Here is a 22813-nt window from a genome sequence, read left to right as displayed (position 1 = left end):
GGCCCTCGGGCCTCGCTCCCGATTCAGTCACGCATGGCACGGACCAGCGCGGGCATCGCGACCAGCAGGGCGATTCCGCGCAGCACCCCCGCGACGGGGTACGGCGCGCGCAACCCGAACGCGTGCGCCACCAGCCCGCCGGCCAGCGCCCCGAGCGGGATGAGTCCCCACCCGAGCATCCTGTAGACGCTGTTCACCCGGCCGAGCAGCTCGGCCGGCACGATCTCCTGCCGGAGGCTGACGGTCACGACGCTCCAGAGCGTGGTCAGGAAGCCGTTGACGGCCAGCAGGGCGCAGAGCACGATCGCGTTCGGACTCAGCCCGATCCCGGCGAAGACGACGACGTTCGTGGCCAGCGCGGTGAGCAGTGCGGGGAGCGCGCCCGTCCTCTTGACGATGCGCGCGCTCACCAGGCCGCCGAGCAGGCTGCCGATCGCGGCGCCGGCGAGCAGCAGGCCGTAACCGGGCGCGTCGAGGTGCAACGTCTGGGTCGCCAGCAGGACGAGTGTGACGTTGCCGAGTTGCCAGCAGAAGGTGTTGACACCGAGCAGGAGCGCGAGGGTGCGCAGCAGCCGGTGACGGGCCAGCCAGCGCAGGCCGTCCGCGATCGCCGTACGCATCGGTGGGTGCTCGATCCGCCGGGGCCCGCGCCTGGGGAGTGTCGCCAGCAGCGCGGCGGACAGGGCGAACGAACCGGCGTCCATCCCGAACGGCAGCGCGACGGCGACGGCGAAGAGCAGGCTGCCGAGCGGTGGTCCCGCGAACTGCAGGCCGATCGTGGTGATCGTCTGCTGATGGCCGTTCGCCTTGTGCAGCAGGGGCTTCGCGATGATGTCCGGCAACACCGCCTGCGCGGCGTTGGCGAAGACGACCGCGCACGCCCCCAGCGAGAAGGCCATGATCGCGAGCACCGGGATGCCGACGTGGCCCAGTGCGGCGAGGACCGCGACGACGCCGACGATCAACGCCTGGATCGCCTGCGCGCGCCACATGAGGCCGACGCGGTCGTGCCGGTCGACGAGCGCCCCGGCGGGGAGTGACAGCAGCAACCAGGGCAGGTACGTCGCCGCCGACACGAGCGACACGAGCCGGGGGTCGCGGGTGACCGTGACGGCCAGCAGCGGAACAGCCGCGGCGAACGCCCCGTCACCGACACTGTTGATACCCGTCGCCCACCACAACCGCCAGTAGCTCGCGGTCAATCGTGGTTCGGTGTCGCTCTGCGTCATGTCGTGATCTTCCGGCGCGGGGGCACCGTCACGGCAGCATTTAGACCATTGCTACATAATCAGCCCATGGCTCTGAAGATCGATCTCGGCGTCGCCGAGCTGGCGGCGACCCGGTTCGCGATCTCGCCGCTGTCGGAGACCGTGTCCGCCCTGCAGCAGCTGGGCGGTCTTGATCGGAATCCGATCAACCTGCGGTGGCTGCGGTGGGCGGCGGACGAGCTGGCCAGGCACCCACTCGACCTCCCGCATACGTGGCCGCTGATCGTCGGCGACCGGCCGAGCTGGCCGGGGTTCCTCGTTCCCGCCCCGTCCGGCTCGGGGGGATCCATCGAGGACGACCTGGCGACGTTGCGAAGGACACCTGCCGCTCAAGTACGTATCAGCCTCCGGCGCGTGTTCGGCGAAGAACTCCCTGACCCGGTCGCCGCGCTCGCCGAGCGGCCGGCGGCAGGACTGCGTGCGATCGCCGCGGAACTGCGCGCGGCCCATGACCGGCTCATCGCACCACATTGGCCACGGATCCGGGCCGTGCTCGATGCGGACGTCATCTATCGCGCCAAGCAGATGGCCGCCGGCGGTGCCCAGAAGTTGTTCACCGACCTGCATCCGGATCTGCACTGGGGCGATGGCCGGCTGAGGCTTACCGAAGCGCGCTGGCGGGCCGAGCGCGTCGTGGAGCTCGGTCCTGGCGGGCTGGTCCTCATGCCCGTCGCTCTCGGCTCGCCGTACGTGCTGATCAAGAAGCGGACGTCCACGCAGACCACGGTGCGCTACCCGGCACGGGGCCTCGGGACGTTGTGGACCGCGGGGACGCGGGCGCCCGCGGGGAGCGCGGTCCGGTTGCTCGGCAGGGTGCGAGCCGAACTGATCGAGGCACTGCGGTCCCCCGCGACGACGACGGAGCTGGCTCGTGCGCTCGGTGTCACGCCCAGCGCGGTGTCACAGCACCTCCGCGTGCTGCGGGAGAGCAGGCTGGTGGCGCGCGAGCGATCTGGGCGCAATGTCCTGTATATGACGACTGCTCTCGGGGCTTCCCTCAGCGGGACGACCACGTAAGGCCGGCCGGGCTCTGCGAGTCTTGGGCCTGTGAGCGGCGGTTTCTGAAACGCTGGTGCGGCAGGGCAATGCTGAGCGAGGTGGTCGGAGGCGACATGAACGAGGCGACCGCGCGTCTGCTGTTCGACGTGGTGGAGCGCTTGGAGGAGAGCATCGTGGCCCGGGAGTTCCCGGCCGTCGTCGCCATGGAGGGCACGAGCAGGCTCGTGCTGAGCGATCCCGGCTACCTGCGCGACCCCGTGGCGGCGGCAGCGTTCGAGATCGGGGCGGCGGAGAAGGCCCAGGAGATCGGCGTCGTCCGGTGGGTGCTGGCCGTTCCGCAGGTGTGGCTGTTCAAGCCGCCGAGCACCATCGCCGTACGGCCGGTCTCCGACGATCCCCTCCGGGAGGGGGAACAGGAGGCCATCACCTGGATGAGCTTCGACCGCGAGGACGGCGTGGACTACGGACGGGTCGCCTACGTACGCCGCCCGAACGGAGAGCCCGTCTTCGAGGACCCGCAGATCTTCGACGTCGGCGTGCAACCGGCGGAGACCATGCCCGGATTCGTACTGCTGCGGGAATGCCTGGCCGAAGATCCGCCGTATTGACCGTCATTCCCCCCGCGACAGGCGCCGACGGCCGGTCTCGTGCTATGAATCGGCAAAACAATTAGGACGTATTAACCCCTCTGACCTGGGAAAACTCATCGCGAGTCGGATCGGGTGGGAGGGAGGCGACGTGTCGGGCACAACGGCGTTCGATGTCATCGTCGTCGGTTCTGGGGCGGCCGGGGGAATGGCCGCGTACGAGCTGTCACGGGAGGGCCTTCGCGTCCTGATGCTGGAGGCGGGCCGGGACTACGACCCCGGGACGGAAACGCCGATGTTCCACACACAGGAGATCGCGCCGCTGCGGTCCGTCTTGACGCCGGACAAGCCCAACGGGTTCTACGACGCCACCGTTGACGGCGGTCAGGTGATCGAGGGCGAGCCGTACACCGACGCGCCCGGGACGCCTCCCGATCTTGAATTCTACTGGTGGCGGCCGAGGATGCTGGGGGGCCGTACCAACCATTGGGGCCGGGTCGCCCTGCGCTTCGGACCGTACGACTTCAAACCGAAGACGCGGGACGGACTGGGTTTCGACTGGCCGATCGAATACACCGATCTGGCGCCCTGGTACGACAAGGTCGAAAGCTTCATCGGCGTGACCGGGCTGCCGCACGGAATCGAGAACGTGCCAGACTCCCCGCCGGGAGTCCACCTCCCGCCCCCGACGCCGCGCGCGCACGAGATCGTCCTCAGCCGGGCGTTCGAGCGACTGGGCATGAAGGTGGCGGCGATCCGCGCGGCCATCCTGACCCAGCCGTTGAACGGTCGTGCGGCCTGCCTGTACGCGACCCCGTGCATCCGCGGATGCTCCAGCCGATCCAACTTCCAGAGCACGACCGTGCTCATTCCACCCGCCCGCGCCACCGGCAATCTCACTGTCGTGTGCGACGCCATGGTGTCGCGGATCGATGTCGACGAGACCGGACGCGCGACCGGGGTCAGCTACAACGACCGCGTGACCGGGGCCGAGCATTCGGTGCCGGGGAGGGTGGTGGTGCTGGCGGCGGGAACGTGCTCGTCCGTGCGCATCCTACTCAATTCGCGAAGCGACGCCTTCCCCAACGGCCTCGGCAACGGCCGGGGTCTCGTCGGCAAGTACCTCATGGACAGCGTGGAGTTCAACCGGGACTCGCGGATTCCCATGCTGGAGAACATTCCACCGCAGAACGACGACGGCATCTTCGCGCCGCACATCTACGTGCCGTGGTGGCTGCTGCAGGCGGCCCCGGGCGAGCTCGACTTCCCGCGCGGGTATCGCATCGAGCCGCGAGGGGGGCGCAGGATGCCCACCATGAGCGTCGGGGGCTACGTTCACGCCGGGAGCGCGACCTACGGCGACGCCCTGCGCGCGGAGGTCCGGCGGAAGTTCGGCTCCTTCGTCACCCTCATAGGCGAGGGCGAGATGATCCCGAACGAGGACTCGTTCTGCGAGCTCGACCCCACGTACAAGGACAAGTGGGGCGTTCCGGTGCTGCGCTTCCATTGGAAGTGGGGGGAGTCGGAGATCCGGCAGGCCAAGCACATGCAGGCCACCTTCGACAAGGTGTTCCAGCTGCTCGGAGGCGCACCGGATCCGGCTCCGTTCAAGATGCCACGCCCCGGTGGGGCGGTCCATGAGGTCGGCGGCGCGCGCATGGGGACGTCCCCGGAGAACTCCGTGCTCGACTCCTACAACCAGTGCTGGGAGGCGCGGAACGTGTTCGTCTTCGACGGCGCCTCGTTCGTGTCGAGCCCGGACAAGGGCCCCACATTGACGATCATGGCCCTGGCGGCGCGGGGCTCGGCCCGCATTCTCGATCTGATCAAGGGAGGCGCGCTGTGACCAGCGAGAACCTCGCGGCCCCGGTGAGCTGGGAGTGGCGGGAGACGATGTACCGGGACGGGATGCCCGCCGGCCGTGGGACACCGCAGGGCTACGGCACCGATCCCAACGTCGTCACCCCGCACACGCCGTGGCCGCGCACGCTGTCGGAGCACGAGCGGGCGCTGATCGCGGTGCTCGGTGACATCATCCTGCCGGGCACCGCCGACCATCCGGCGCCGAGCGCGATGGGAATCGCCGACTTCATCGACGACTGGGTCAGCGCTCCGTACAAACCCCACCCGGCCCACCGAACCGTCATCAAGGACGGCCTCGCGATAGTCGACGACGAGTCGCGCCGACGCTTCGGCGCCGGCTTCCTCGACCTCGACGACGCCCGGCGGCGGGAGATCGTCCATTTCATCGCGTCCCCTGCCGCGGCAGTCCGGTGGGCGTTCTTCGTCAGGCTCCGCTATCTGGTGGTCGGCGGCTACTTCACCTCCGACGCGGGGTTCCCGGCCATCGGCTATCACGGCAACGTGCCGCTCCTCGCCTTCCCGGGCGTCTCGCCCGAGGCCCGATCGATCATCGACGACGAACTCAGGAAGCTCGGGTTGTGACATGAAGCCGGTGATGACGGGGACTCCCCCGATGAAGACACTCAGGGAGTACGTCGAGGCGCGCATCCTCTCGCCGGACGACCTCAAGGGCGCGTTGCGGCTCGCGATGAGGCTGGAGTTCGCCACGATCCCGCCGTATCTGTGCGCGCAATGGTCGGTCAAGCATGATCCCGACCGTACCGAGGGCGTGGTGCATCGGGTGGTCAGCCAGGAGATGTACCACTTCGCGCTGGCGGGGAACCTGCTGACGGCGGTCGGCGGCACACCGTCGGTGGCCCACGCGGACTTCCTGCCCGTCTACCCGGCGAACGAGCTCCCAGGCGGCATCCCGCAGCAGCTGCCGATCGACCTCAAGCCGCTGGTCAAGGACCAGATCGCGGTGTTCATGCAGATCGAGCACCCGGACTTTCCCCCCGTCGCCCGCCTGGAGACGCCACCGCCGCCGACGATCGGCGCCTTCTACGACACGATCATCGAGACGTTCAGAGAGACCTGTCCCGGGATCGATCCGGACGCCCACGCGGTGGAGGTCCCCTTCGCGGGGCCGATCAGGACCGTCGCCGACGCGATCGAGACGATCGACCGGATCAAGAGCGAGGGGGAGGGCCTGCCCGATTCGCCCGGCTCGCCCACCGGTGAGCGAACGAGCCACGCGCATTACTACCTGTACAAGGAGCTGTACGTAGGCAGGCGGCTGATCAAGACCGGTGATGAGTGGAGCTTCACCGGCGCGCCCATCACCCTGCCCGAGGTGTACCACTTCGAGCCTTCGACGGCGGAGCCGGAACTGTCGCTGGAGTTCCGGCGCATTCTGACCCGGCTGCTGACCGACCTGGAGTCCTGCTGGACGTCGGGGGCGGCGCCGAACGTGCCGGCGATGTTCGAGCTGAAGATCGCCGGGCAGGCTCTCATCAAACGCGGCATCCGCCCGGAGTTCACCTGGGCGGAGGCGCGCGCGTAGGCGGTGGCCCGGCGTCAGGGCTCGATGGACTGGCCGTGGCGGAAGACGTTGCGCGGGTCCCAGCGCCGCTTGGCGCGTCGCAGCCGGGGGTAGTTGCCGCCGTAGTAGAGGGTGGACCACGGGACTCCGGAGGTGTTCCATGCGGGGTCGCTGAGGTCGATGTCCGGATAGTTGATGAAGCATCCGTCGGTGGTCTCGTCCGGGACGGGCACTCCGCCGGGGTACATGTTCCGGTACAGGGTGCGGATCCAGCGCAGGTGGTCGGTGCCGTCCTGGTCCGCCGGCCAGTAGACCTGGTGCTGCAGCTTCATGATGGAGTCTCGCTGTGCCACGGCGGTCTCCTCTGGCCGCACCCGGTTGACGGCGGAGCCGTAGGAGTCGATCTGCACCACCGCGTCCCTGGGCGTCTTACTGTCCTCGGTCAGGCCCCGCCACAGTGCGGTGACCTGGTTCCTGGGCAGTGGCCTGCGCATGTAGGCCGACTTGTGCTTGCCGGCTCTGTTGTTGGGCGTCGGAGCGCCGACGACCTTGCTGACGACCGTCCAGGGCAGCGTCGGGATCTCCCGCGCACGGCCGAGTCTCTCGTCGGTGGTGGCGGCCGCACGCTCGCCGAACGCCTCGCTGACGGCGAAGGCGGCGTACTCGCCGAGCGCCTCGGTCAGCGGGTGCAGCACCTGTCCGACACCCTGGTTGATCTCCCGCTCGAAGTTCCTGATCAGTTCTTCGGCGTCCGGGACCTCGGCGTCGATCTGCGCGATCAGGCCGATCTGGGAGCTGCTCGGGTGGCTCAGCAGGAGGATGGCGAACAGGTCGGCGTACTCGTCGCCGGGGCCGCCCTGGTGTTGCTCGAAGAAGGCGCCGAAGTTGCCGACGATTTGCCGGAACCGGCTCTCGTCGATGTCCGCCCATTTCCAGCCTCCGGTGGCGAGCAGGACGCGCTTGGGCGCCTGGGGCAGGTCACGGAACCACATCCGGGTGACGATGCCGAAGTTGCCCCCGCCGCCACCCGTGTGCGCCCACCACAGGTCCTTGAGGTCGGGGTCGGCGTCGTCCCTGGTGGCGGTGACCAGCTCCACCCTGCCGCTCCCGTTGACGACGGCGACCTCGACCGCGTGGAGGTAGTCGACGGTGAGGCCGTACTGGCGGGACAGCAGGCCGAAGCCGCCGCCTGCCACGTGCCCGCCGAGCCCGACCGAGGGGCACGAGCCACCGGGCAGCGCCCTGCCGGTGGCCTGGTACAGCTTCTTGTAGAGCTGCCCGATGGTGACGCCTGCCTCCATGCATACGTCGCCCGTGGTCTCGTCGGCGTGGACGCCGTCCATCAGGGACAGGTCGATGATCACTCGTACGTCGGGGGAGCAGACGAAGTCCTCATAGCAGTGACCGCCGGACCGGACCGTGATGCGTGACCTCTCCGGGAGCGCGGGTTCGTCGAGCGCCTCCTGCAACGCGCGCGCGACCTCGTCGCCGCTGCGGGGAAGGCGGATGTAGTCGGGCCTGGCGGCCAGCCACCGGGGGTTGAAACCGCGGCGGAGCGGATCGTAGCGAGGATCGTCGGGCCCGATCTTGGCCCCTGAGTGATGCACCATCGTCGAGCCTTTCGCGTCGGAGCACGGACGGCCCGGCGAGAACGCCGTCCCCGGGCTGCCGTGGACGTTCAACTTCGGACTTGCCGTACGGGGGGATCCCCGGCGCTGGAATGGTGCGCCGGGGATCGCACGCCCCTTAATGCGCCAGCTTGGAGATGCCCTCGCGGTTCAGGATGTACTGCGGTCCGTTGGCGAAGTTACTGCCGTTGATGCTGAAGTCGCTGTTTATGGCCGCGTTGGCGTTGTCCCAGTTGCCGCTGTTCACCTGGCGCCCGCGAACGCGGTAGTTGCCGCTCTTCCAGAGGTTGCCCCGGTCCTTGAACTTGTCGTGCCCGGCCTGAACCGCGGCCACGGAGGCGCATTCGAGCAATGGTGTGGACAGCACGACCGCCGTCAGCATCAGTCCGAGATACGCCGCGGTCACTCCGGCCTTCCGTAGCAAGCTCCTCATCGCCCGCTCACCCGGCCGGGGAAACGTGCTGAGGTCCGTTGGCGGTGTTTCCGCCGTTCGAATTGTTACTGCTTCCGGTGGAGCCGTTGGTGTTGGAGAAGTTGCCGCTGTTGATTGCGTTACCTTCATTATGGTAATTCCCGCTGTTTGTCGAGTTTCCGCTGTCCTCGGGGCCGTTGACGCACTTCGTGGGCGAATTGGGCGAGGGTGAGTTGTAGGCGATCAGGCGGTTTCCGCAGAAAACGCCGGGCAATGCCCTGATGACGGTCCCGAGGTCGGCGCCTACCAGACGTTGGATCAGGGAGGTGTTGTCCGTGGGTTCTTCGGCTGCAGATGCGCTGGTCGCCGTCAGCAGCGCGCCGCAACTGAACATGATGATCACCGCGATCCGAACTATTGCGCTCAACGCGTCCCCCGTCATTCTCGCGACTCGATCAGCCGACGATAGCAGTGGGTAGTGGAATAATACGGTAAGCAATCGTGAGGGTTTTCCGAAAAAGTGGGCACCACCCTTGCGCCAAGTGCCGGTGGTTTTGATTTCCGCCATTGCCGCCACCGCCTGGACGCGAAAGTCCGGAGCGGGACCGGCCCCCTTGCGCGAGACGACGGCCCTCGTGACGCCCTCATGACCGCCACCACGAAGGTCGCGGCATCGGCGCTGCCGTCCCCTCCGCACGCCGGCGATCGCTATGGCGTCGCCTTCGCCGTCGCGCACGACGCCGCCGACTACTGCTTCGCGCTGGTGGACTGGTGGTCCGGCGAGAACGAGATCCATCAGCGGCTGTTCTCCGCGCCGCTGGATCGGCCCGAGGAGCTGAGCCCTCACCGAGCGCGGCCATCGGCTGCGTGTGGGAGCTGGCCGTCACCGACTTCGAGCGGCGGGCGTGGCTTCGGCATGTGCTCGCCGATCCCGCGGGCCCCGACCTGGACGCCTACCTGCGAGCCCACTTCGAGGAGAGGATATGAGCGCTGGACACGCCGGCATCCGCCATGCTCCCGCCCAACAGCCCTGAGGACGTCACCGGCCTGCCGCCCGGCATCGCGTTGATCCATCAGTACGTCAACACCGAGGACCTGCGCACCTTCACCGCCCACGGCCGCCGGCTCGAGGCACACGACGGCCTCGCCACACCCGCCGACCTGGGACGCTGGCTGCGGGAGCACGATCTGGCCGACCCCGAAGCAGTGACGGATGCCGATCTCGCCCGCGCGCGTGCCCTGCGTACGGCCCTGCGTGCGGCGCTGCGCCATGACGGCGAGGAGACCCAGGTCCTGACCGGCTGCTCCTTCGACGTCAGTCTGGCCGGACGCCACGGGGCACGACTAGGACAACTGGCCGGATACGCCACGTGCGCGCCCGAGTTCGCCACCTGGCGGGGGAGAACGTACCTTCACCTGGATTGTCTCTACCTGCGTGCCGACCACCGTGGACAGGGGCTCGGCGGGCTGCTCTTCGAGGCGGTCGTCGCCGAGGCCCGCGCCCTCGGAGTGGAAGAGGTGCAGTGGAACACTCCCGCCTGGAACACGGGCGCGATCCGGTTCTATGACCGCTTGGGCGCGACCGGCGTGGAGAAGATGCGCTACACCCTGCGGATGGGAAGCGAAGCGCCGTAGCGTCGTTGTCACAGATCGGCGTGCTTCGCTGTCTTTCAGACCAGGGACTCACGAAATGACAGGAGCGCGACCTTGCCCCCAGCCGGCACCACGATCCGGATCCGCGTACGGATGAGCGCTCGTCCCATCGACGAGCCGCACCGCACCGCGAGCCAGCTCGAGCTGCTGTTCGACCTCACCTTCGTGGTCGCGGTCGCGGCGGCCACCGCTCAGCTCGCGCACAGCATCGCGGACGGTCATGGCCTGGCCGGGCTGGTCCCGTTCCTTCAGGTGTTCTTCGCGATCTGGTGGGCGTGGATGAACTTCACCTGGTTCGCCTCGTCCTACGACACCGACGACGTCGCCTACCGGCTGCTGACCATGGTGCAGATGGCCGGCGTGCTGGTGCTGGCCGCCGGTGTGCCGGCCGCGTTCGGTCACTCGGACTACGCCGTCGTCACGCTGGGCTACGTCATCATGAGGCTCGGGCTCGTCGTCCAATGGCTGCGGGCCGGTCTCGAAGATCCGGAGAGGCGCCGCACCGCGCTGCGCTACGCCGCCGGCATCAGCCTCATGCAGGTGGGGTGGATCCTCCGCTTCCTCCTCGTGGAGTCCGGCGTCTTGCCCTCGTGGTCCGCGCTGCCATTCTTCGCCTGCCTGGTCGTTCTGGAACTCGCGGTGCCGCGGTGGGCGGAACGGACCAGGACCACCAACTGGCACCCGCACCACATCGCCGAACGTTACGGCCTCTTCACGATCATTCTGCTCGGTGAGGGCGTCCTCGCCGCGAGCAGGGGGGTCGAAGGGGCGCTCGAAGCCGGTCAGATCGGCAGCTCCTTCGTCGTCATCGCCGTCTCCGGCCTCGGCCTGCTGTTCGCCCACTGGTGGCTGTACTTCCTCGTACAGGCTGGGGAAGGGCTCAGTGACCGTCGTCATCGGTCCTATCTGTGGGGATACGGCCATTACGGCATCTTCGCGGCCCTCGCGGCCCTCGGCGCCGGGCTCGAAGCCGCGGTCGAGCAGAGTGCGCACGAGGCGGAGGCGTCACCGATGGCGATCGGCTACGCCGTCGCCATCCCGGTCGGTCTGTATCTCATCCTGCTTTGGGCGGTACACGCGCTCGTCGTCACGGAGCGTGTCGTCCATTTCGGTGCGGTTCTGGGTTGCGTCACCGTCATCCTGCTGCTGCCGCTCGCGGCGTCCCAGATCGGCGTGGCCGCCGTGGTCGCGGCGATCGCGGTCATCTGCGCCCTGCTGGTCGCCGTCACGATCGTGACCCATGCCGAGGGGTTGTCGTGGCCCCGGACTCCCAAGCTCCGGCGAGCCGTGAAGTAACGCCGGTCCCGCGAGGGATGTCACAAAACACGCCGCTGCCCGGTCGTCCTTCCTGAATCGCTTTTGTGATGCGGTCGAAGGAGCAGCATGCACTTTTCGGAGAAACGGATCGCCACGTCGGTCCTGGTCATCGGTACGGGAGGAGCCGGGCTGCGGGCCGCGATCGAGCTCGCCGAGCGCGGAGTCGGCGTCCTCGCGGTGGGCAAGCGCCCGAAGGCGGACGCGCACACCTCGCTCGCGGCAGGCGGCATCAACGCCGCGCTCGCCACGATGGACCCCGAGGACAGCTGGCGACAGCACGCGGCGGACACCCTCAAGGAGAGCTACCTTCTCGCCAACCCCCGGACGGTGCGGATCGTCACCGAGGGAGCCGCGCGGGGCATCGAAGACCTCCAGCGCTACGGCATGCCGTTCGCCCGCGAGCAGGACGGGCGAATCTCGCAGCGCTTCTTCGGCGCCCACACCTACCGGCGCACCGCCTTCGCCGGCGACTACACCGGACTCGAGATCCAACGCACCCTGATCAACCGGGCGGCGCAGCTCGACGTCCCCATTCTCGACACCGTGTACATCACCCGCCTCCTCGTCCGCGACAACGCGGTCTTCGGCGCGTACGGGTTCGACCTGACCGATGGCAGCCGCTATGTCATCCATGCCGATGCGGTGATCCTGGCCGCCGGCGGCCACACGCGGATCTGGCGGCGCACCTCCTCCCGGCGGGACGAGAACACGGGCGACTCGTTTCGCCTCGCCGTCCTCGCCGGCTGCCGGATCCGCGATCCCGAGCTGGTGCAGTTCCACCCGTCCGGTCTCATCGCGCCGGAAGACGCGGCGGGCACCCTCGTTTCCGAAGCGGCTCGGGGCGAGGGCGGAATCCTGCGCAACCAGCTCGGTGAGCGGTTCATGTCCCGGTACGACCCCGAGCGGATGGAGTTGTCCACGCGTGACCGCGTCGCGCTGGCGGCGTACACGGAGATCAAAGAAGGGCGGGGCACCCCGGACGGCGGCGTTTGGCTTGATGTGTCGCATCTGCCGCGCGAGACGATCATGACGCGGTTGCCTCGCGTCTACCAGACGCTCCTGGAACTGCAGATGCTCGACATCACCAAGCAGCCGATCGAGATCGCACCGACCGCGCACTACTCGATGGGCGGGGTCTGGGTGCGGCCTGAGGATCACGGTACGGGAGTCGACGGCTTGTACGCGATCGGCGAGGCGGCGAGCGGCCTGCACGGCGCGAACCGCCTCGGCGGCAACTCACTCATCGAGCTCCTCGTGTTCGGCCGCATCGTCGGACAGGCGGCCGCCGGGTATTCCGCGGGCCTCGACGCCCAGCGCCGCTCGGCCGAGGCGTTGGACGCGGCACGGGCGGAGGTGGACGAGAGCCTCGCGGCCGACGGCCCCGAGAACGTACGTTCACTGCAACGAGCCCTCCGCGACGTCATGACCGAGCATGCCGGTGTGGTGCGCGACGAGGGCAGTCTGCTGAAGGGCCTCGCCGAGCTCACCGACGTGGAGGCGCGCATGGCAAACGTCGGCGTGCACCCGGACCTCGCCGGCTTCCAGGACCTGGCCCACGCCTTCGACCTGAAGTCCGCGGCGCTCGCCGCGCGCGACGATCGAGACCGCACTCGAGCGTCGTGAGACCCGCGGCTGCCACAACCGCTCCGACTACCCCGACCTCGACCCCGCACTGCGGGTCAACCTCGTGTGGTCCGGTCCAGGGGCGGTGGGGAGGGAGGCCATCCCGCCGATCCCCACCGAGATCGCGGCGCTCATGCGCGAGGTCTCAAGCGTCGGCAAGCTCGTCGAGTAGTCGGATTCCACACCACCCTGTACGCCGTCGGAGGCCCCGACGGCGGTTGCCATGACCACCAGTCACCGCACTGCTGCACCGCTCTCGCCAGGCAGAGCTTCTCGTCGTGGGCAGCCGCGGGCTCGGCGAGGTCGGCGGCCTGCTGCTGGGATCGGTGGGCGCCCGGCTCGGGACCGAGGCCGCCTGCCCTGTCGTCGTCGTGCGCGGGCCTGGCACGCCGCGCGGGCCTGTCGTGGTGGGCATCGCCGGCCATATCGCCGGCCATGGCGAGAGCGAGGCTCTGCTCGCCTTCGCGTTCCCGTACGCCGCCCGGACCGCGAACGCCCTGACGCTGGCGCATGTCAGCGCCGACGGATCAGCCGACCCGAGTCGCTCGGCCCTGACCGAGCGCACCCTGGCCCTGTGGCGGGAGCGCCTGCCCGCGGTCACGATCGTCCAGGAGTCTCTCACCGGCCACCCGGGCAAGGCGCTGATGCGCGCGGCGTCGCAGGCGTCCCTGCTCGTTGTCGGCTCTCACCACCGCCACGAGCTCAGCGCGCTGATGCACGGCTCGGTCAGCCAGGCCGTCCTGCACCACGCCGCCTGCCCGGTGGCGATCATCCAGCAGACATCTTGATCCGACGGTTTCCGCAGCCTCAAAACCTCCGCAGTCTCAAAAAGAATTTCGCGGCAACTGTCACAAGCTTGGCGGCCGTCCTGTCTTAGCTGGCGACCGGTCGGCAACAGGTGCCCCGGAGGACAGAAAGGGGTCAGCCATGAAGATCGTGGTAGTCGGGGGGACCGGCCTGATCGGGTCGAAGCTCGTCACGAAGCTCGGTGAGCACGGCCACGAGGCGGTGGCGGCGGCACCCGACACCGGCGTCAACACCCTCACGGGAGAAGGGCTCGCCGAGGCCCTGGCCGGCGCGTCCGTGGTGGTCGACGTGTCGAACTCGCCGTCCTTCGAGGACGCCGCGGTGCTGGAGTTCTTCGAGACCTCCACCGGCAACCTGCTCGCCGCGGAGGCCGCGGCCGGTGTCGGTCACCACGTCGCGCTGTCGGTGGTGGGCACCGAGTGGCTGTCAGGGAGCGACTACTTCCGGGCGAAGATCGCTCAGGAGGCGCTGATCGAGAAGTCGTCGATCCCGTTCTCGATCGTGCACGCGACGCAGTTCTTCGAGTTCGCCCACAGCATCGCCGACGGGGCCACGGACGCCGGCACGGTCCGGATCGCGCCGGTGCTCTTCCAGCCCATCGCGGGGGAGGAGGTCGCCCAGGCGGTCGGCCGGGTCGCGGTGGGCTCGCCGTTGAACGGGAGGGTCGAGGTGGCCGGGCCCGAGCAGTTCCGGATGGACGCGTTCTTCCGGCTCGCCCTGGCCGGCTGGGGCGACTCGCGTCAGGTGGTCGCGGACCCGCACGCGCGCTACTTCGGGGCCGAGCTGGACGAGCGGACGCTGGTGCCGGGCGACGACGCGATCCTCGGCCGGATCCGCTACAGCGACTGGCCCGGCCGGACCGCGGTCAGGAAGTAGTCCTGGCTCCGTCGCGAAAGACGTTTCAGGAGCTTGGACCTGTCGCGGCGGCTTGGCCGAACGTCCACCCGAGCCACGTCGAACGTCCACCCGAGCCACGTCGAACGTCCACCCGAGCCACGTATGGAGAAAAGATGAGCGCTTCGAGCGGCGAGAACGACGACTTCCTGTACGAGCTCAAGATCGAGGTCGAGGCGGAAGTGACCCTGGCCGAGTCGAGCCACCCGGAGGAGGAGGTCGGCCTGCCGGTCACGGAGTGGCTGTTCGATCCGACCGACGTCGAACGCGAGGAGATCGGCCTGCGTGGCCTGCTCGACGCGGTCGAGGTGCTGGAGGGCGAGCACGGGCCGGACGATCATCGCCCAGGAAATGCCTGAAGCCCCCAAGGAGCCCTTCGAGAACCGAAGCGAGACAGCATGAACCACCCAGAACAGCACGGGAGCGCCGTCGCGCCGGCACCGATCGCGACGCTCGACAGCCTTCGTGAGCACCTGCAGTGGGCGATCGAGTTGGAACACGCAACCCTGCCGCCGTACCTGTGCGCGCTGTACTCGCTCGACCCGGAACGCAACCCGGAGGCCGTCGAGGTGGTGGGCAGCGTCTTCGCCGAGGAGATGCTGCACCTGGCGCTGGCCGCGAACCTGCTCAACGCCGTCGGCGGCCGGCCGCGACTCGACACGCCGCGGATGCTGCCGCGGCACCCCCGGTCTCTGCCCCACGGTGACCGCTCCCTGGAACTGTCGCTCGTTCCGTTCGGCGCGGAAGCACTCGAGATGTTCCTGCGTCTCGAACGGCCGGCGCCCCCCGGCGCCCCGGCGGAGGGCGACGACTACGAGACGATCGGGCAGTTCTACGACGCGATCGAACAAGGACTGCGCCACCTGTGCGACCGGCTCGGTGAGCGGGCGGTCTTCTCCGGCGATCCCGCGCGCCAGGTGAGCGCCGGCCACTTCCGGCACACCGCCGGGCGACTGTTCGCCGTCGACGGTCTGGACTCGGCGCTCGCGGCGCTTGAGGAGATCGTCGAACAGGGCGAAGGCAGCGCCCGTGGCGAGGTCTGGGACGGTGACCAGGACGTCTTCCACCCCGAGCGGGACGAGGTCGCGCACTACTACCGCTTCCAGGAGCTCAGCATCGGCCGGCGGTACCGGCGTGGTGACACCCCGCAGTCCGGGCCCACGGGTGAGGCCGTTTCCGTGGATCTGGCCGGCGTACGTCCGATGCGGCGCAACCCCCGTCTGTCCGACCATGGCGCGATCCGTACGGCGCAGGAGGAGTTCAACCACACCTACTGCGCCGTGCTGCACCTGCTCGAGCGGGCCTTCAACGGCAGCCCGAAGCTGCTCGCGGTCGCCACCGGCACCATGTACGCGCTCAAGGCCCAGGCCCAGGCCCTGATGGCGATGCCCGAAGAAGACGGCACCACGGCCGGCCCCACCTTCGACTACGTGGCCCCAGAACTGCGCCGGTGGAGCGTGGGCGACCGGCAGCGGATCGTCGTGCTGCGCGACGGCCCGTACGTCGTGTACGGCGGCGTCCCGCTCAGGCGCAAACACAAGATCGTGTCTGCGGAGAACGGGGAGAACAGCGCGCTGACCTGGAAGACGGGCGAGCCCCTGGAGACCGAGGACACCTACGCGCTGTGCCGCTGCGGCCACTCGGGCTCCAAACCGTTCTGCGACGGGACCCACGCCGTGATCGGGTTCGATGGCACGGAGTCGGCGGACGTGCGGCCGTACAAGGAACTGCAGCACGTGCACGACGGCGTGGGGATCTCGGCCCAACGGGTGGGTGAGCTGTGCATCCACGCCGCCTTCTGCATCGGACGCACCAGGCCGATCGCCGCGATGCTCGCCGACACCGGCGACAGCGACGTGCGCTCCAACGTCATGGGCCGGATCGACCACTGTCCCTCCGGCTCCTACAGCTACGCACTCCGACGCGGCGGCGACACGATCGAGCCGGACCTTCCGCAGGCCATCTCGGTCCTGGAGGAAGAGGACGGACTGGCCAGCTCGCTGTGGGTCACCGGCCGGGTGCCGGTCCTGCGGGCGGACGGCCGGCCGCTGGAGATCCGCAACAGGATGACGCTGTGCCGCTGCGGCCACTCCGGCAACAAACCGCTGTGCGACGGGACCCACAGGGAGATCGGCTTCCACGAGGAGCCACCAGGTCAGCCCGTCCACCCGGGGGAGGCGGACGGCGCATCCGCCGGCCGCTGATTCATCAAGAAAAGGGGAGAGACACCATGAGCAAGCACATCCTGGAGCCCGCCGCTCAAGAGTTCGCGGACGCGGTCTCCAAGCCGCCGTTCCTCTACCAGCTGGGCCCGGACGGCGCCCGCAAGGTCCTCGACGACGTCCAGTCCGGCCCGGTCGACCAGCCGGCGGTGGACGAGAAGTGGATCACGGTCCCGGCCGAGGCCGGCGACGTGCGGGTGCGGATCGTCAAGCCGTCCGGCGCGTCCGGGGACCTGCCCGCCCTCCTGTACGTCCACGGCGGCGGCTGGGTCCTCGGCAACGCCGGCACCCACGACCGGCTCGTCCGCGAGCTCGCCACCGGCGCGAACGCGGCCGTGGTCTTCGTGGAGTACGACCGCTCCCCCGAGGCCCGCTACCCGGTCGCGATCGAGCAGGCGTACGCCACGGCCCGGTGGATCACCGAGCACGGCGCGGACGAGGGGCTGGACGCGTCCCGGCTGGCGGTGGCCGGCGACTCGGTCGGCGGCAACATGGCCGCCGCGCTGACCATCCTGGCCAAGCGGCGCGGCGACGTGACGTTCGTCCACCAGTCGCTGTACTACCCGGTCACCGACGCCGCCCAGGACACCGACAGCTACCGCGAGTTCGCCTACGGCCCGCACCTGACCGCCGGGGCGATGGCCTGGTTCTGGGACGCCTACACCACCGACTCAGCCCAGCGCGCCGAGATCACCGCCTCACCGCTGCGCGCCACCCTGGAGGACCTGGCCGGGCTGCCGCCGGCGTTCGTCATCGTCGACGAGAACGACGTGCTGCGTGACGAGGGCGAGGCGTACGCGCGCCGCCTCACCGAGGCCGGGGTGCCGACCACCAGCGTCCGCTACAACGGCATCCTGCACGACTTCATGATGCTCAACCCGGTCCGCGACACGCACGCCGCGCGGGCCGCCACCGCCCAGGCCATCGAGGTACTCAAAACCGCCCTGAACACCGGAAAGGCCAACTCATGAGCGAGCAGCCCGTCGTCGTCCTGGTCCACGGCGCCTTCGCGGAATCGGCCAGCTGGAGCCGCGTCATCCAGCGCCTGCACAGTAACCGGCTCACCGCGGTCGCCGTGGCCAACCCGCTGCGCAGCGTGGAGGGCGACGCCGCGTACGTGCGTGACGTGATCGCGGGCATCGGCCGGCCGGTCGTCCTGGTCGGCCACTCCTACGGCGGCATCGTGATCAGCCAGGCGGCGGCCGGCAACCAGGCCGTGCGCGCGCTGGTCTACGTCGCCGCCTTCGCCCCCGAGCCCGGCGAGAGCGCGCTGCTGCTGTCCGGCAAGTTCGAGGGCAGCAGCCTCGGCGAGGCCCTGGTCGCCTACCCGGTGGCCTCCGGCGGCAACGAGTTCCGGATCGCCGACGACAAGTTCCACCACCAGTTCTGCGCCGACCTCGACGCCGACGAGGCCGCGCTGATGGCGGCGACCCAGCGGCCGGTGACCGAGAAGGCGCTGACCGACGGGCTGACGGCGAGCGCGCCGGGCTGGCGTACGACGCCGTCCTGGTTCGTCCACGGCGAGCGTGACCTCAACATCCCGGCGGCCGCGCTGCGGTTCATGGCCGAACGGGCCGGCTCACGAGGCACCCGCGAGGTCGCCGGCGCCTCACACGCGATCGCGGCCTCGCAGCCCGACGCCGTGGCCGCCGCCATCCTCGACGCCGCCGGCCACGTGCGAGGCTGAACGGAGCTTTTGTCCTGCCAGTCTCGGCATCCGACGGCGTGAACGACGCCGATGCATCGAAGGGCGCGGGGTAGACATGCATACAGAATCCCTGGATCCGGCAAAAGCGCTCGAACGGGCCGCTTCCGCCTTCATCGAGCTGCGCCCGCGCCTCTTCGGCATCGCCTATCGGATGCTCGGCAGCGCGGCGGAAGCCGAGGACATCCTGCAAGAAGTCTGGTTGCGCTGGCAGAACACCGACCGCGCGACCATCGAGAATCCGTCGGCGTTCCTGGCGACGATCACCACACGCCTGTCCATCAACGTCGCCCAGTCCGCCCACGCGCGCCGTGAGTCGTACATAGGTCCGTGGCTCCCGGAGCCCGTCGACACCAGCTTCGACCCCGCGCTCGGCGCCGAACGAGGCGAAGCGCTCGAACTCGCCCTCCTGTTGTTGCTCGAGAGGCTCACTCCCACTGAGCGGGCCGCGTACGTGCTGCGCGAAGCGTTCGTGTACCCCTACGCGCAGATCGCGGAGATCCTGCAGCTCAGCCAGGTCAACGCCCGCCAGTTGGTGAGCCGCGCCCGCAAACGTCTGGGCGCCGAACGACGTGAGCCCATCGACAAGACCGAACACCGGCGCCTCATGAAGGTCTTCGTCGCCGCCGCCCAAACGGGCGACGTCGCCGCTCTCGAAGACCTCTTCGCCGCCGACGTCGTCAGCACCTCCGACGGCAACGGCATGCGAGGGGCGGCGCGGTTCCCCCTGCTGGGCGGCGACCGCGTGGCGAGGTTCGTCGCCGCGTACGCGCCGCGGTTCTGGTCGGGCGCCGACCTCACGTGGGTCGAGGTGAACGGGCGCGCCGGCGTGATCGTACCCCGCCCCAACAGCGCGCCCACACTGCTCACCATCGAGGGCTCGCCGCAGGGCATCCATCACGTCATGTGGATCGTCAGCCCGGCCAAACTCGACGCGTTCGAACAGTCCCGTTTCCGGGGGCGCCAGCAGATCTGACAGGGCATACGGACGTCACAATAGGGGTCTTGACCGTCGACACCGAAGAACAGAGGAAACAGTGCTGACGATCCCGTTGGCCGACCGCCACGCCGGGCCGGCCACGGCTTGGCGACAGGAGCGGCTTCGCACGCACTCTCCCAGCTGCGGGGGTGGCGGGATATGACCGAGGCAGGCGCCGAGACGCTGGCGGAGATGCTCGACGAACGGGAGCACCTGCTCGAGGTCGCCTTGTGGATGTTCGGTTCGGCGGAAACGGCCGACCGGATCGTCCAGGAGACCTATCGCCGCTGGTATGCCCTCGACGATGCGAAACGTGACCGCATCGCGGTGCCGCGTGCCTGGCTGACGCGGGTCGCCGGAGGCATCTGCCTGGAGCGGCTCGCCACCGGCGCCCCGGTCATCAACGGCGTCCAGGCCCCCATCGGCACCCCGCGACGCGGCTCGGCCGCGGCGCCCGGCGTTCCTGTGCGGCCCGAGTTCGTCACCGGCCTGACGGAGCACCCGGCCGGGTCCAGGCAAGCGATGCGGGACAGGCACGATCGGGTCGCGCGCCGGTTCGCCGCGGCGTGCGGCAAGGGGGACACGAAGGCGCTGCGGGCGGTTCTGGCCGCGGATGCGATGGTCGTGAGCGATGGCGGCGGCAAGCTGCGCGCCCCGGTACGCCCGACCCATGGCGCGGACGCGGTCGCCCGGTTCGTCACGGCTCTGCTGACCGGTCAACCCGGCACCGACGTGGCCATGGAATCCGTGAACGGCCGGACAGGTCTGGTGCTGCGCCGGGCGGGCCAGGCCGTGGCGGCGGTCGGCGTGAGCGTCGCCGGGACCGAGGTCACCGCGGTCTGGATCGTCCTGAACCCCGACAAGTTGCGGCGCTGGCACCGCCCATGAGCGATGCCCGGCCACAGCTCCTCGTGTGGCCGCGGTACGAAAGGCACAATCGGTGAACGACCCGATATTGTCCACGGAGCACGATTACAGCGGCCGTGCGTTCAAACCGCTCTACACCACGCACGTCACTGTGACCGGCGGCAGCTCCGCCCACGGCCGGGCCACCGGCCATGCCCGTTCCGCCGACGGGGCCCTGGACCTGGAGCTGCGGATGCCCGAGGAACTGGGCGGCGGCACCGCCGGCCCTAATCCCGAGCAGCTCTTCGCCGCCGGGTACGCCGCCTGCTTCCACGGCGCCCTCAGCCTGCTGGCCCGCCAGCACTCCCTCGACCCCGGACCGATCACGGTGGAGGCGAGCGTGGCCTTCGGCCGCGACCCCGCGGACGGCGGCTATCAACTACGCGCCGACCTCGTCGTGACCTGGCCAGGAGTCGAACGCGAAACGGCCACCCCGCTGCTGGCGCGGGCGACCGCGCTGTGCCCGTACGCGAAGATGACCCGCCAGGGCATCCCCTCCACCATCAGCCTCGCGCCCTGAAGCCCTGGTCAGGGGGTGGAGGAGGGCTCCGGGGTGCCGTTGGGCCAGAGGCAGGTGGAGCTGGCGCCAAGGGTGAGCACGTCACCGGCTGCCCAGCCGATGGACATGAGGAAGTCCTCGGGGCGGGAGTGCCCGTAGAGCTGGAGGCCCTTCTCGTGCTCGCTTTGCCGCCGCTCGTCCGCGCATCATGCAGAGCCGCTATGACCGCCGCTCACAGGTTCTTGGATACGACCCGCGCCGAGCCTGCTGTCCGCACGTCCTCGCGCCCGACCCCCAGAGCGCGGGAGCCGGGCGCGGTGTTCCATGCGGCGAGTCCTCCATAGGTCAGCCGCGGGTGGAGGCGGACTCTTCGGCGGGCTCAGTGCGTACGGCCCCGCGCCTGCGCAGGGTGGCGGCGGCGAGAAGCGCGCCGACCAGGGCGATGCCGGCCGCTCCGATGAACGCCGCGGAGAAGCCGCTGGTGAGGGCGGGCAGGTTGCCGAGCTGACCGGAACCGTTGGCGGCGGCCACGGCGGTCATCGCCGCGAGGCCGAGCGCGGAGCCGACCTGGTAGCTCGTGTTGACGATGCCGGAGGCCAGGCCGCCCTCCTCGGGACGCGCGGAGGAGATGGCCGTGCCCAGGGAGGGGATGAAGGCCAGTGACATGCCGAGCGCGGCGACGAGGCTGGGAGGCAGGACGTCGACGGCGAAGCTCCCCTGCGGGCTGATCAGCGACAGCCATGCCATGCCCGCCGCGAGCAGGGTCAGCCCGGTGACCGTCATCGACTTGGGGCCGAACCGGCCGATGGTCCTGGGAGCGAGGACGATCATGCCGATCATGATGAGGACGGTCATCGGCAGCAGCGCGGCACCGCTGGGGAAGGCACTGTAGCCGAGGACCTGCTGCAGGTAGAGGTTGAGGAAGAACCACATCGGGATCCAGGCCCCGCCCAGCAGCAGCTGGGTGAGGTTGGCGGCGGCGAGGTCCGGGGTGCGGAAGATGGACAGGCGCATGAGCGGCTCGCGGCGGCGGGCCTGGATCGCGACGAACGCGGCGAGCAGCGCCACGGCGCCGGCCAGCACCAGCCAGGTTTGCGCGGAGCCCCAGCCGGTTTCCGGCGCGCGGACGATGGCGTAGACGGCCGCGCCGAGGCCGAGCGTGACGGTGAGCGCGCCGAGCACGTCGACGGAGCCGCGCCGGGCCTGGGCGGCGGGCATCAGCGGGCCGGTGGCGAGCAGGGCGACGAGCGCGATGGGGATGTTGATGTAGAAGACCCAGGGCCAGCTCAGGTACTCGGTGATGACCCCGCCGAGGAACACTCCAGCGGTGCCGCCCGCCGGTGCGGCGGCGCCGTACAGGGCGAGGGCCTTGGTGAGCTCCCTGGGGTCGTGGCCGAACAGCATCATGAGCAGGGTGAGGGCGGACGGTGCGATCAGGGCGGCGCCGACGCCCTGAACGGCGCGCCCGGTGAGCTCCACCCACACTTCTGGGGCGATGCCCGCCACCAGGGAGCCGATGAGCAGGATGAGCCAGCCTGCGCCGAACAACCTGCGGGCGCCGAACAGGTCGGACAGCCGGCCGCCGAGGAGCAGCAGTCCGCCGAAGGCGACGACGTAGGCGTTGAAGACCCAGGACAGGCTCTCTTGGGAGAAGCCCAGGTCTTCCTGCATGCGGGGGAGGGCTACGCCGATGATCGACGTGTCCATGATGACGATGAACTGGGCGGCGGCGATCAGCGCCAGGGCGGTCCAGCGCCGCGGGAATGGTTCGGACATGAGCTTCTCCAGATACCTGTAGGGGGTATGTATTTCGGAAAGATACATACACCCTGGGGGTATGTGTCAAGCGGGGCGCCGGGCAGACCGCGCTGGGCGCAGGTCACTTCCGATGTCATCCGCTTGACATCGCCCTAATTAGAGTCTATTTCT

General features: G+C 69.4%; 23 protein-coding genes. 18 read left to right on the top strand and 5 right to left on the bottom strand.

Annotation, left to right across the window (positions count from 1 at the left end; genetic code table 11):
- Positions 1-23: 23 nt before the first annotated feature.
- On the bottom strand, positions 24-1229 hold the full coding sequence (locus ITP53_RS05945; RefSeq protein ID WP_195894265.1) for an MFS transporter: 1206 nt from the start codon (positions 1227-1229) through the stop codon (positions 24-26).
- 66 nt (positions 1230-1295) lie between these two features.
- On the opposite strand from ITP53_RS05945, the gene ITP53_RS05940 reads away from it, so the two are divergent.
- From ITP53_RS05940 to ITP53_RS05920, 5 genes are all read left to right on the top strand, one after another.
- The gene (locus tag ITP53_RS05940; protein ID WP_195894264.1) at positions 1296-2285 is read left to right on the top strand and encodes an ArsR/SmtB family transcription factor; all 990 of its coding nucleotides are present in this window, start codon (positions 1296-1298) and stop codon (positions 2283-2285) included.
- A 95-nt stretch (positions 2286-2380) separates the two neighbouring features.
- On the top strand, positions 2381-2875 hold the full coding sequence (locus ITP53_RS05935; protein ID WP_195894263.1) for a hypothetical protein: 495 nt from the start codon (positions 2381-2383) through the stop codon (positions 2873-2875).
- Between the two features lie 130 nt (positions 2876-3005).
- On the top strand, positions 3006-4700 hold the full coding sequence (locus ITP53_RS05930) for a GMC oxidoreductase (protein ID WP_195894262.1): 1695 nt from the start codon (positions 3006-3008) through the stop codon (positions 4698-4700).
- Positions 4697-5299 carry a gluconate 2-dehydrogenase subunit 3 family protein gene (locus tag ITP53_RS05925; protein WP_195894261.1) on the top strand — a complete coding sequence of 201 codons (603 nt, stop codon included), beginning with the start codon at positions 4697-4699 and terminating at the stop codon, positions 5297-5299. The genes ITP53_RS05930 and ITP53_RS05925 overlap by 4 nt, the downstream gene beginning before the upstream one ends.
- A gap of 31 nt (positions 5300-5330) precedes the next feature.
- Positions 5331-6260, top strand: coding sequence for a ferritin-like domain-containing protein (locus tag ITP53_RS05920; protein ID WP_195894260.1), 930 nt, complete (start codon positions 5331-5333; stop codon positions 6258-6260).
- A 14-nt stretch (positions 6261-6274) separates the two neighbouring features.
- Here ITP53_RS05920 and ITP53_RS05915 read toward each other — a convergent pair whose 3' ends face one another.
- The 3 genes from ITP53_RS05915 to ITP53_RS55845 form a co-directional block, all read right to left on the bottom strand.
- A complete protein-coding gene (locus ITP53_RS05915; RefSeq protein WP_195894259.1) occupies positions 6275-7849 on the bottom strand; it encodes an FAD-binding oxidoreductase in 1575 nt (524 codons plus the stop codon).
- A 136-nt stretch (positions 7850-7985) separates the two neighbouring features.
- The gene (locus tag ITP53_RS05910) at positions 7986-8300 is read right to left on the bottom strand and encodes a hypothetical protein (RefSeq protein WP_195894258.1); all 315 of its coding nucleotides are present in this window, start codon (positions 8298-8300) and stop codon (positions 7986-7988) included.
- A gap of 7 nt (positions 8301-8307) precedes the next feature.
- Positions 8308-9075 (bottom strand): hypothetical protein, encoded by a 768-nt coding sequence (locus ITP53_RS55845; RefSeq protein WP_207755573.1) that lies wholly within the window; start codon positions 9073-9075, stop codon positions 8308-8310.
- A gap of 215 nt (positions 9076-9290) precedes the next feature.
- Between ITP53_RS55845 and ITP53_RS05900 the strand changes: the two genes are divergently transcribed.
- From ITP53_RS05900 to ITP53_RS05845, 13 genes are all read left to right on the top strand, one after another.
- Complete coding sequence (locus ITP53_RS05900; RefSeq protein WP_207755572.1) at positions 9291-9914, top strand: GNAT family N-acetyltransferase; 624 nt, start codon at positions 9291-9293, stop codon at positions 9912-9914.
- Between the two features lie 72 nt (positions 9915-9986).
- Positions 9987-11228, top strand: coding sequence for a low temperature requirement protein A (locus ITP53_RS05895; protein WP_207755571.1), 1242 nt, complete (start codon positions 9987-9989; stop codon positions 11226-11228).
- A gap of 87 nt (positions 11229-11315) precedes the next feature.
- Positions 11316-12872: an FAD-dependent oxidoreductase gene (locus ITP53_RS05890; protein ID WP_207755570.1), complete on the top strand. Its 1557-nt coding sequence runs from the start codon at positions 11316-11318 to the stop codon at positions 12870-12872.
- Positions 12847-13044 carry a hypothetical protein gene (locus tag ITP53_RS60970; protein WP_407941217.1) on the top strand — a complete coding sequence of 66 codons (198 nt, stop codon included), beginning with the start codon at positions 12847-12849 and terminating at the stop codon, positions 13042-13044. Before ITP53_RS05890 ends, ITP53_RS60970 begins: the two co-directional genes overlap by 26 nt.
- A 70-nt stretch (positions 13045-13114) precedes the next feature.
- Entirely contained in the window at positions 13115-13660 is a 546-nt protein-coding gene (locus ITP53_RS05885; RefSeq protein ID WP_328814093.1) for a universal stress protein, read from the top strand.
- Positions 13661-13799: 139 nt separating this feature from the next.
- Positions 13800-14555, top strand: a complete 756-nt coding sequence (locus ITP53_RS05880; protein ID WP_195894257.1) for an SDR family oxidoreductase — start codon at positions 13800-13802, stop codon at positions 14553-14555.
- A 134-nt stretch (positions 14556-14689) separates the two neighbouring features.
- A complete protein-coding gene (locus tag ITP53_RS05875; protein WP_195894256.1) occupies positions 14690-14932 on the top strand; it encodes a hypothetical protein in 243 nt (80 codons plus the stop codon).
- A 39-nt stretch (positions 14933-14971) separates the two neighbouring features.
- Positions 14972-16777 carry a ferritin-like domain-containing protein gene (locus ITP53_RS05870; RefSeq protein ID WP_195894255.1) on the top strand — a complete coding sequence of 602 codons (1806 nt, stop codon included), beginning with the start codon at positions 14972-14974 and terminating at the stop codon, positions 16775-16777.
- A gap of 26 nt (positions 16778-16803) precedes the next feature.
- Positions 16804-17766, top strand: a complete 963-nt coding sequence (locus ITP53_RS05865) for an alpha/beta hydrolase (protein ID WP_195894254.1) — start codon at positions 16804-16806, stop codon at positions 17764-17766.
- Positions 17763-18482: an alpha/beta fold hydrolase gene (locus tag ITP53_RS05860; protein ID WP_195894253.1), complete on the top strand. Its 720-nt coding sequence runs from the start codon at positions 17763-17765 to the stop codon at positions 18480-18482. Before ITP53_RS05865 ends, ITP53_RS05860 begins: the two co-directional genes overlap by 4 nt.
- A gap of 76 nt (positions 18483-18558) precedes the next feature.
- Positions 18559-19476: an RNA polymerase sigma-70 factor gene (locus tag ITP53_RS05855; protein ID WP_195894252.1), complete on the top strand. Its 918-nt coding sequence runs from the start codon at positions 18559-18561 to the stop codon at positions 19474-19476.
- A gap of 162 nt (positions 19477-19638) precedes the next feature.
- Positions 19639-20367: a sigma-70 family RNA polymerase sigma factor family protein gene (locus ITP53_RS05850; protein WP_195894251.1), complete on the top strand. Its 729-nt coding sequence runs from the start codon at positions 19639-19641 to the stop codon at positions 20365-20367.
- 52 nt (positions 20368-20419) lie between these two features.
- The gene (locus tag ITP53_RS05845) at positions 20420-20905 is read left to right on the top strand and encodes an Ohr family peroxiredoxin (protein WP_195894250.1); all 486 of its coding nucleotides are present in this window, start codon (positions 20420-20422) and stop codon (positions 20903-20905) included.
- Positions 20906-21229: 324 nt separating this feature from the next.
- Here ITP53_RS05845 and ITP53_RS05840 read toward each other — a convergent pair whose 3' ends face one another.
- Positions 21230-22660, bottom strand: a complete 1431-nt coding sequence (locus ITP53_RS05840) for an MFS transporter (protein WP_195894249.1) — start codon at positions 22658-22660, stop codon at positions 21230-21232.
- Positions 22661-22813 lie beyond the last annotated feature (153 nt).

Source organism: Nonomuraea cypriaca (assembly GCF_015645445.1).
Lineage (GTDB): Bacteria > Actinomycetota > Actinomycetes > Streptosporangiales > Streptosporangiaceae > Nonomuraea > Nonomuraea cypriaca.
Note: the sequence above shows the minus strand (reverse complement) of the source record. Positions and strands in the feature narration are given on the sequence as shown.

Coding starts and splice junctions, on each gene's coding strand:
- ITP53_RS05940 (WP_195894264.1), top strand. CDS start 1,296: ATGGCTCTGAAGATCGATCTCGGCGTCGCCGAGCTGGCGGCGACCCGG.
- ITP53_RS05920 (WP_195894260.1), top strand. CDS start 5,331: ATGAAGACACTCAGGGAGTACGTCGAGGCGCGCATCCTCTCGCCGGAC.
- ITP53_RS05860 (WP_195894253.1), top strand. CDS start 17,763: ATGAGCGAGCAGCCCGTCGTCGTCCTGGTCCACGGCGCCTTCGCGGAA.
- ITP53_RS05855 (WP_195894252.1), top strand. CDS start 18,559: ATGCATACAGAATCCCTGGATCCGGCAAAAGCGCTCGAACGGGCCGCT.
- ITP53_RS05880 (WP_195894257.1), top strand. CDS start 13,800: ATGAAGATCGTGGTAGTCGGGGGGACCGGCCTGATCGGGTCGAAGCTC.
- ITP53_RS05870 (WP_195894255.1), top strand. CDS start 14,972: ATGAACCACCCAGAACAGCACGGGAGCGCCGTCGCGCCGGCACCGATC.
- ITP53_RS55845 (WP_207755573.1), bottom strand. CDS start 9,075: ATGGATCTCGTTCTCGCCGGACCACCAGTCCACCAGCGCGAAGCAGTA.
- ITP53_RS05900 (WP_207755572.1), top strand. CDS start 9,291: ATGCTCCCGCCCAACAGCCCTGAGGACGTCACCGGCCTGCCGCCCGGC.
- ITP53_RS05890 (WP_207755570.1), top strand. CDS start 11,316: ATGCACTTTTCGGAGAAACGGATCGCCACGTCGGTCCTGGTCATCGGT.
- ITP53_RS05865 (WP_195894254.1), top strand. CDS start 16,804: ATGAGCAAGCACATCCTGGAGCCCGCCGCTCAAGAGTTCGCGGACGCG.
- ITP53_RS05840 (WP_195894249.1), bottom strand. CDS start 22,660: ATGTCCGAACCATTCCCGCGGCGCTGGACCGCCCTGGCGCTGATCGCC.
- ITP53_RS05945 (WP_195894265.1), bottom strand. CDS start 1,229: ATGACGCAGAGCGACACCGAACCACGATTGACCGCGAGCTACTGGCGG.
- ITP53_RS05910 (WP_195894258.1), bottom strand. CDS start 8,300: ATGAGGAGCTTGCTACGGAAGGCCGGAGTGACCGCGGCGTATCTCGGA.
- ITP53_RS05850 (WP_195894251.1), top strand. CDS start 19,639: ATGACCGAGGCAGGCGCCGAGACGCTGGCGGAGATGCTCGACGAACGG.
- ITP53_RS05875 (WP_195894256.1), top strand. CDS start 14,690: ATGAGCGCTTCGAGCGGCGAGAACGACGACTTCCTGTACGAGCTCAAG.
- ITP53_RS05915 (WP_195894259.1), bottom strand. CDS start 7,849: ATGGTGCATCACTCAGGGGCCAAGATCGGGCCCGACGATCCTCGCTAC.
- ITP53_RS05935 (WP_195894263.1), top strand. CDS start 2,381: ATGAACGAGGCGACCGCGCGTCTGCTGTTCGACGTGGTGGAGCGCTTG.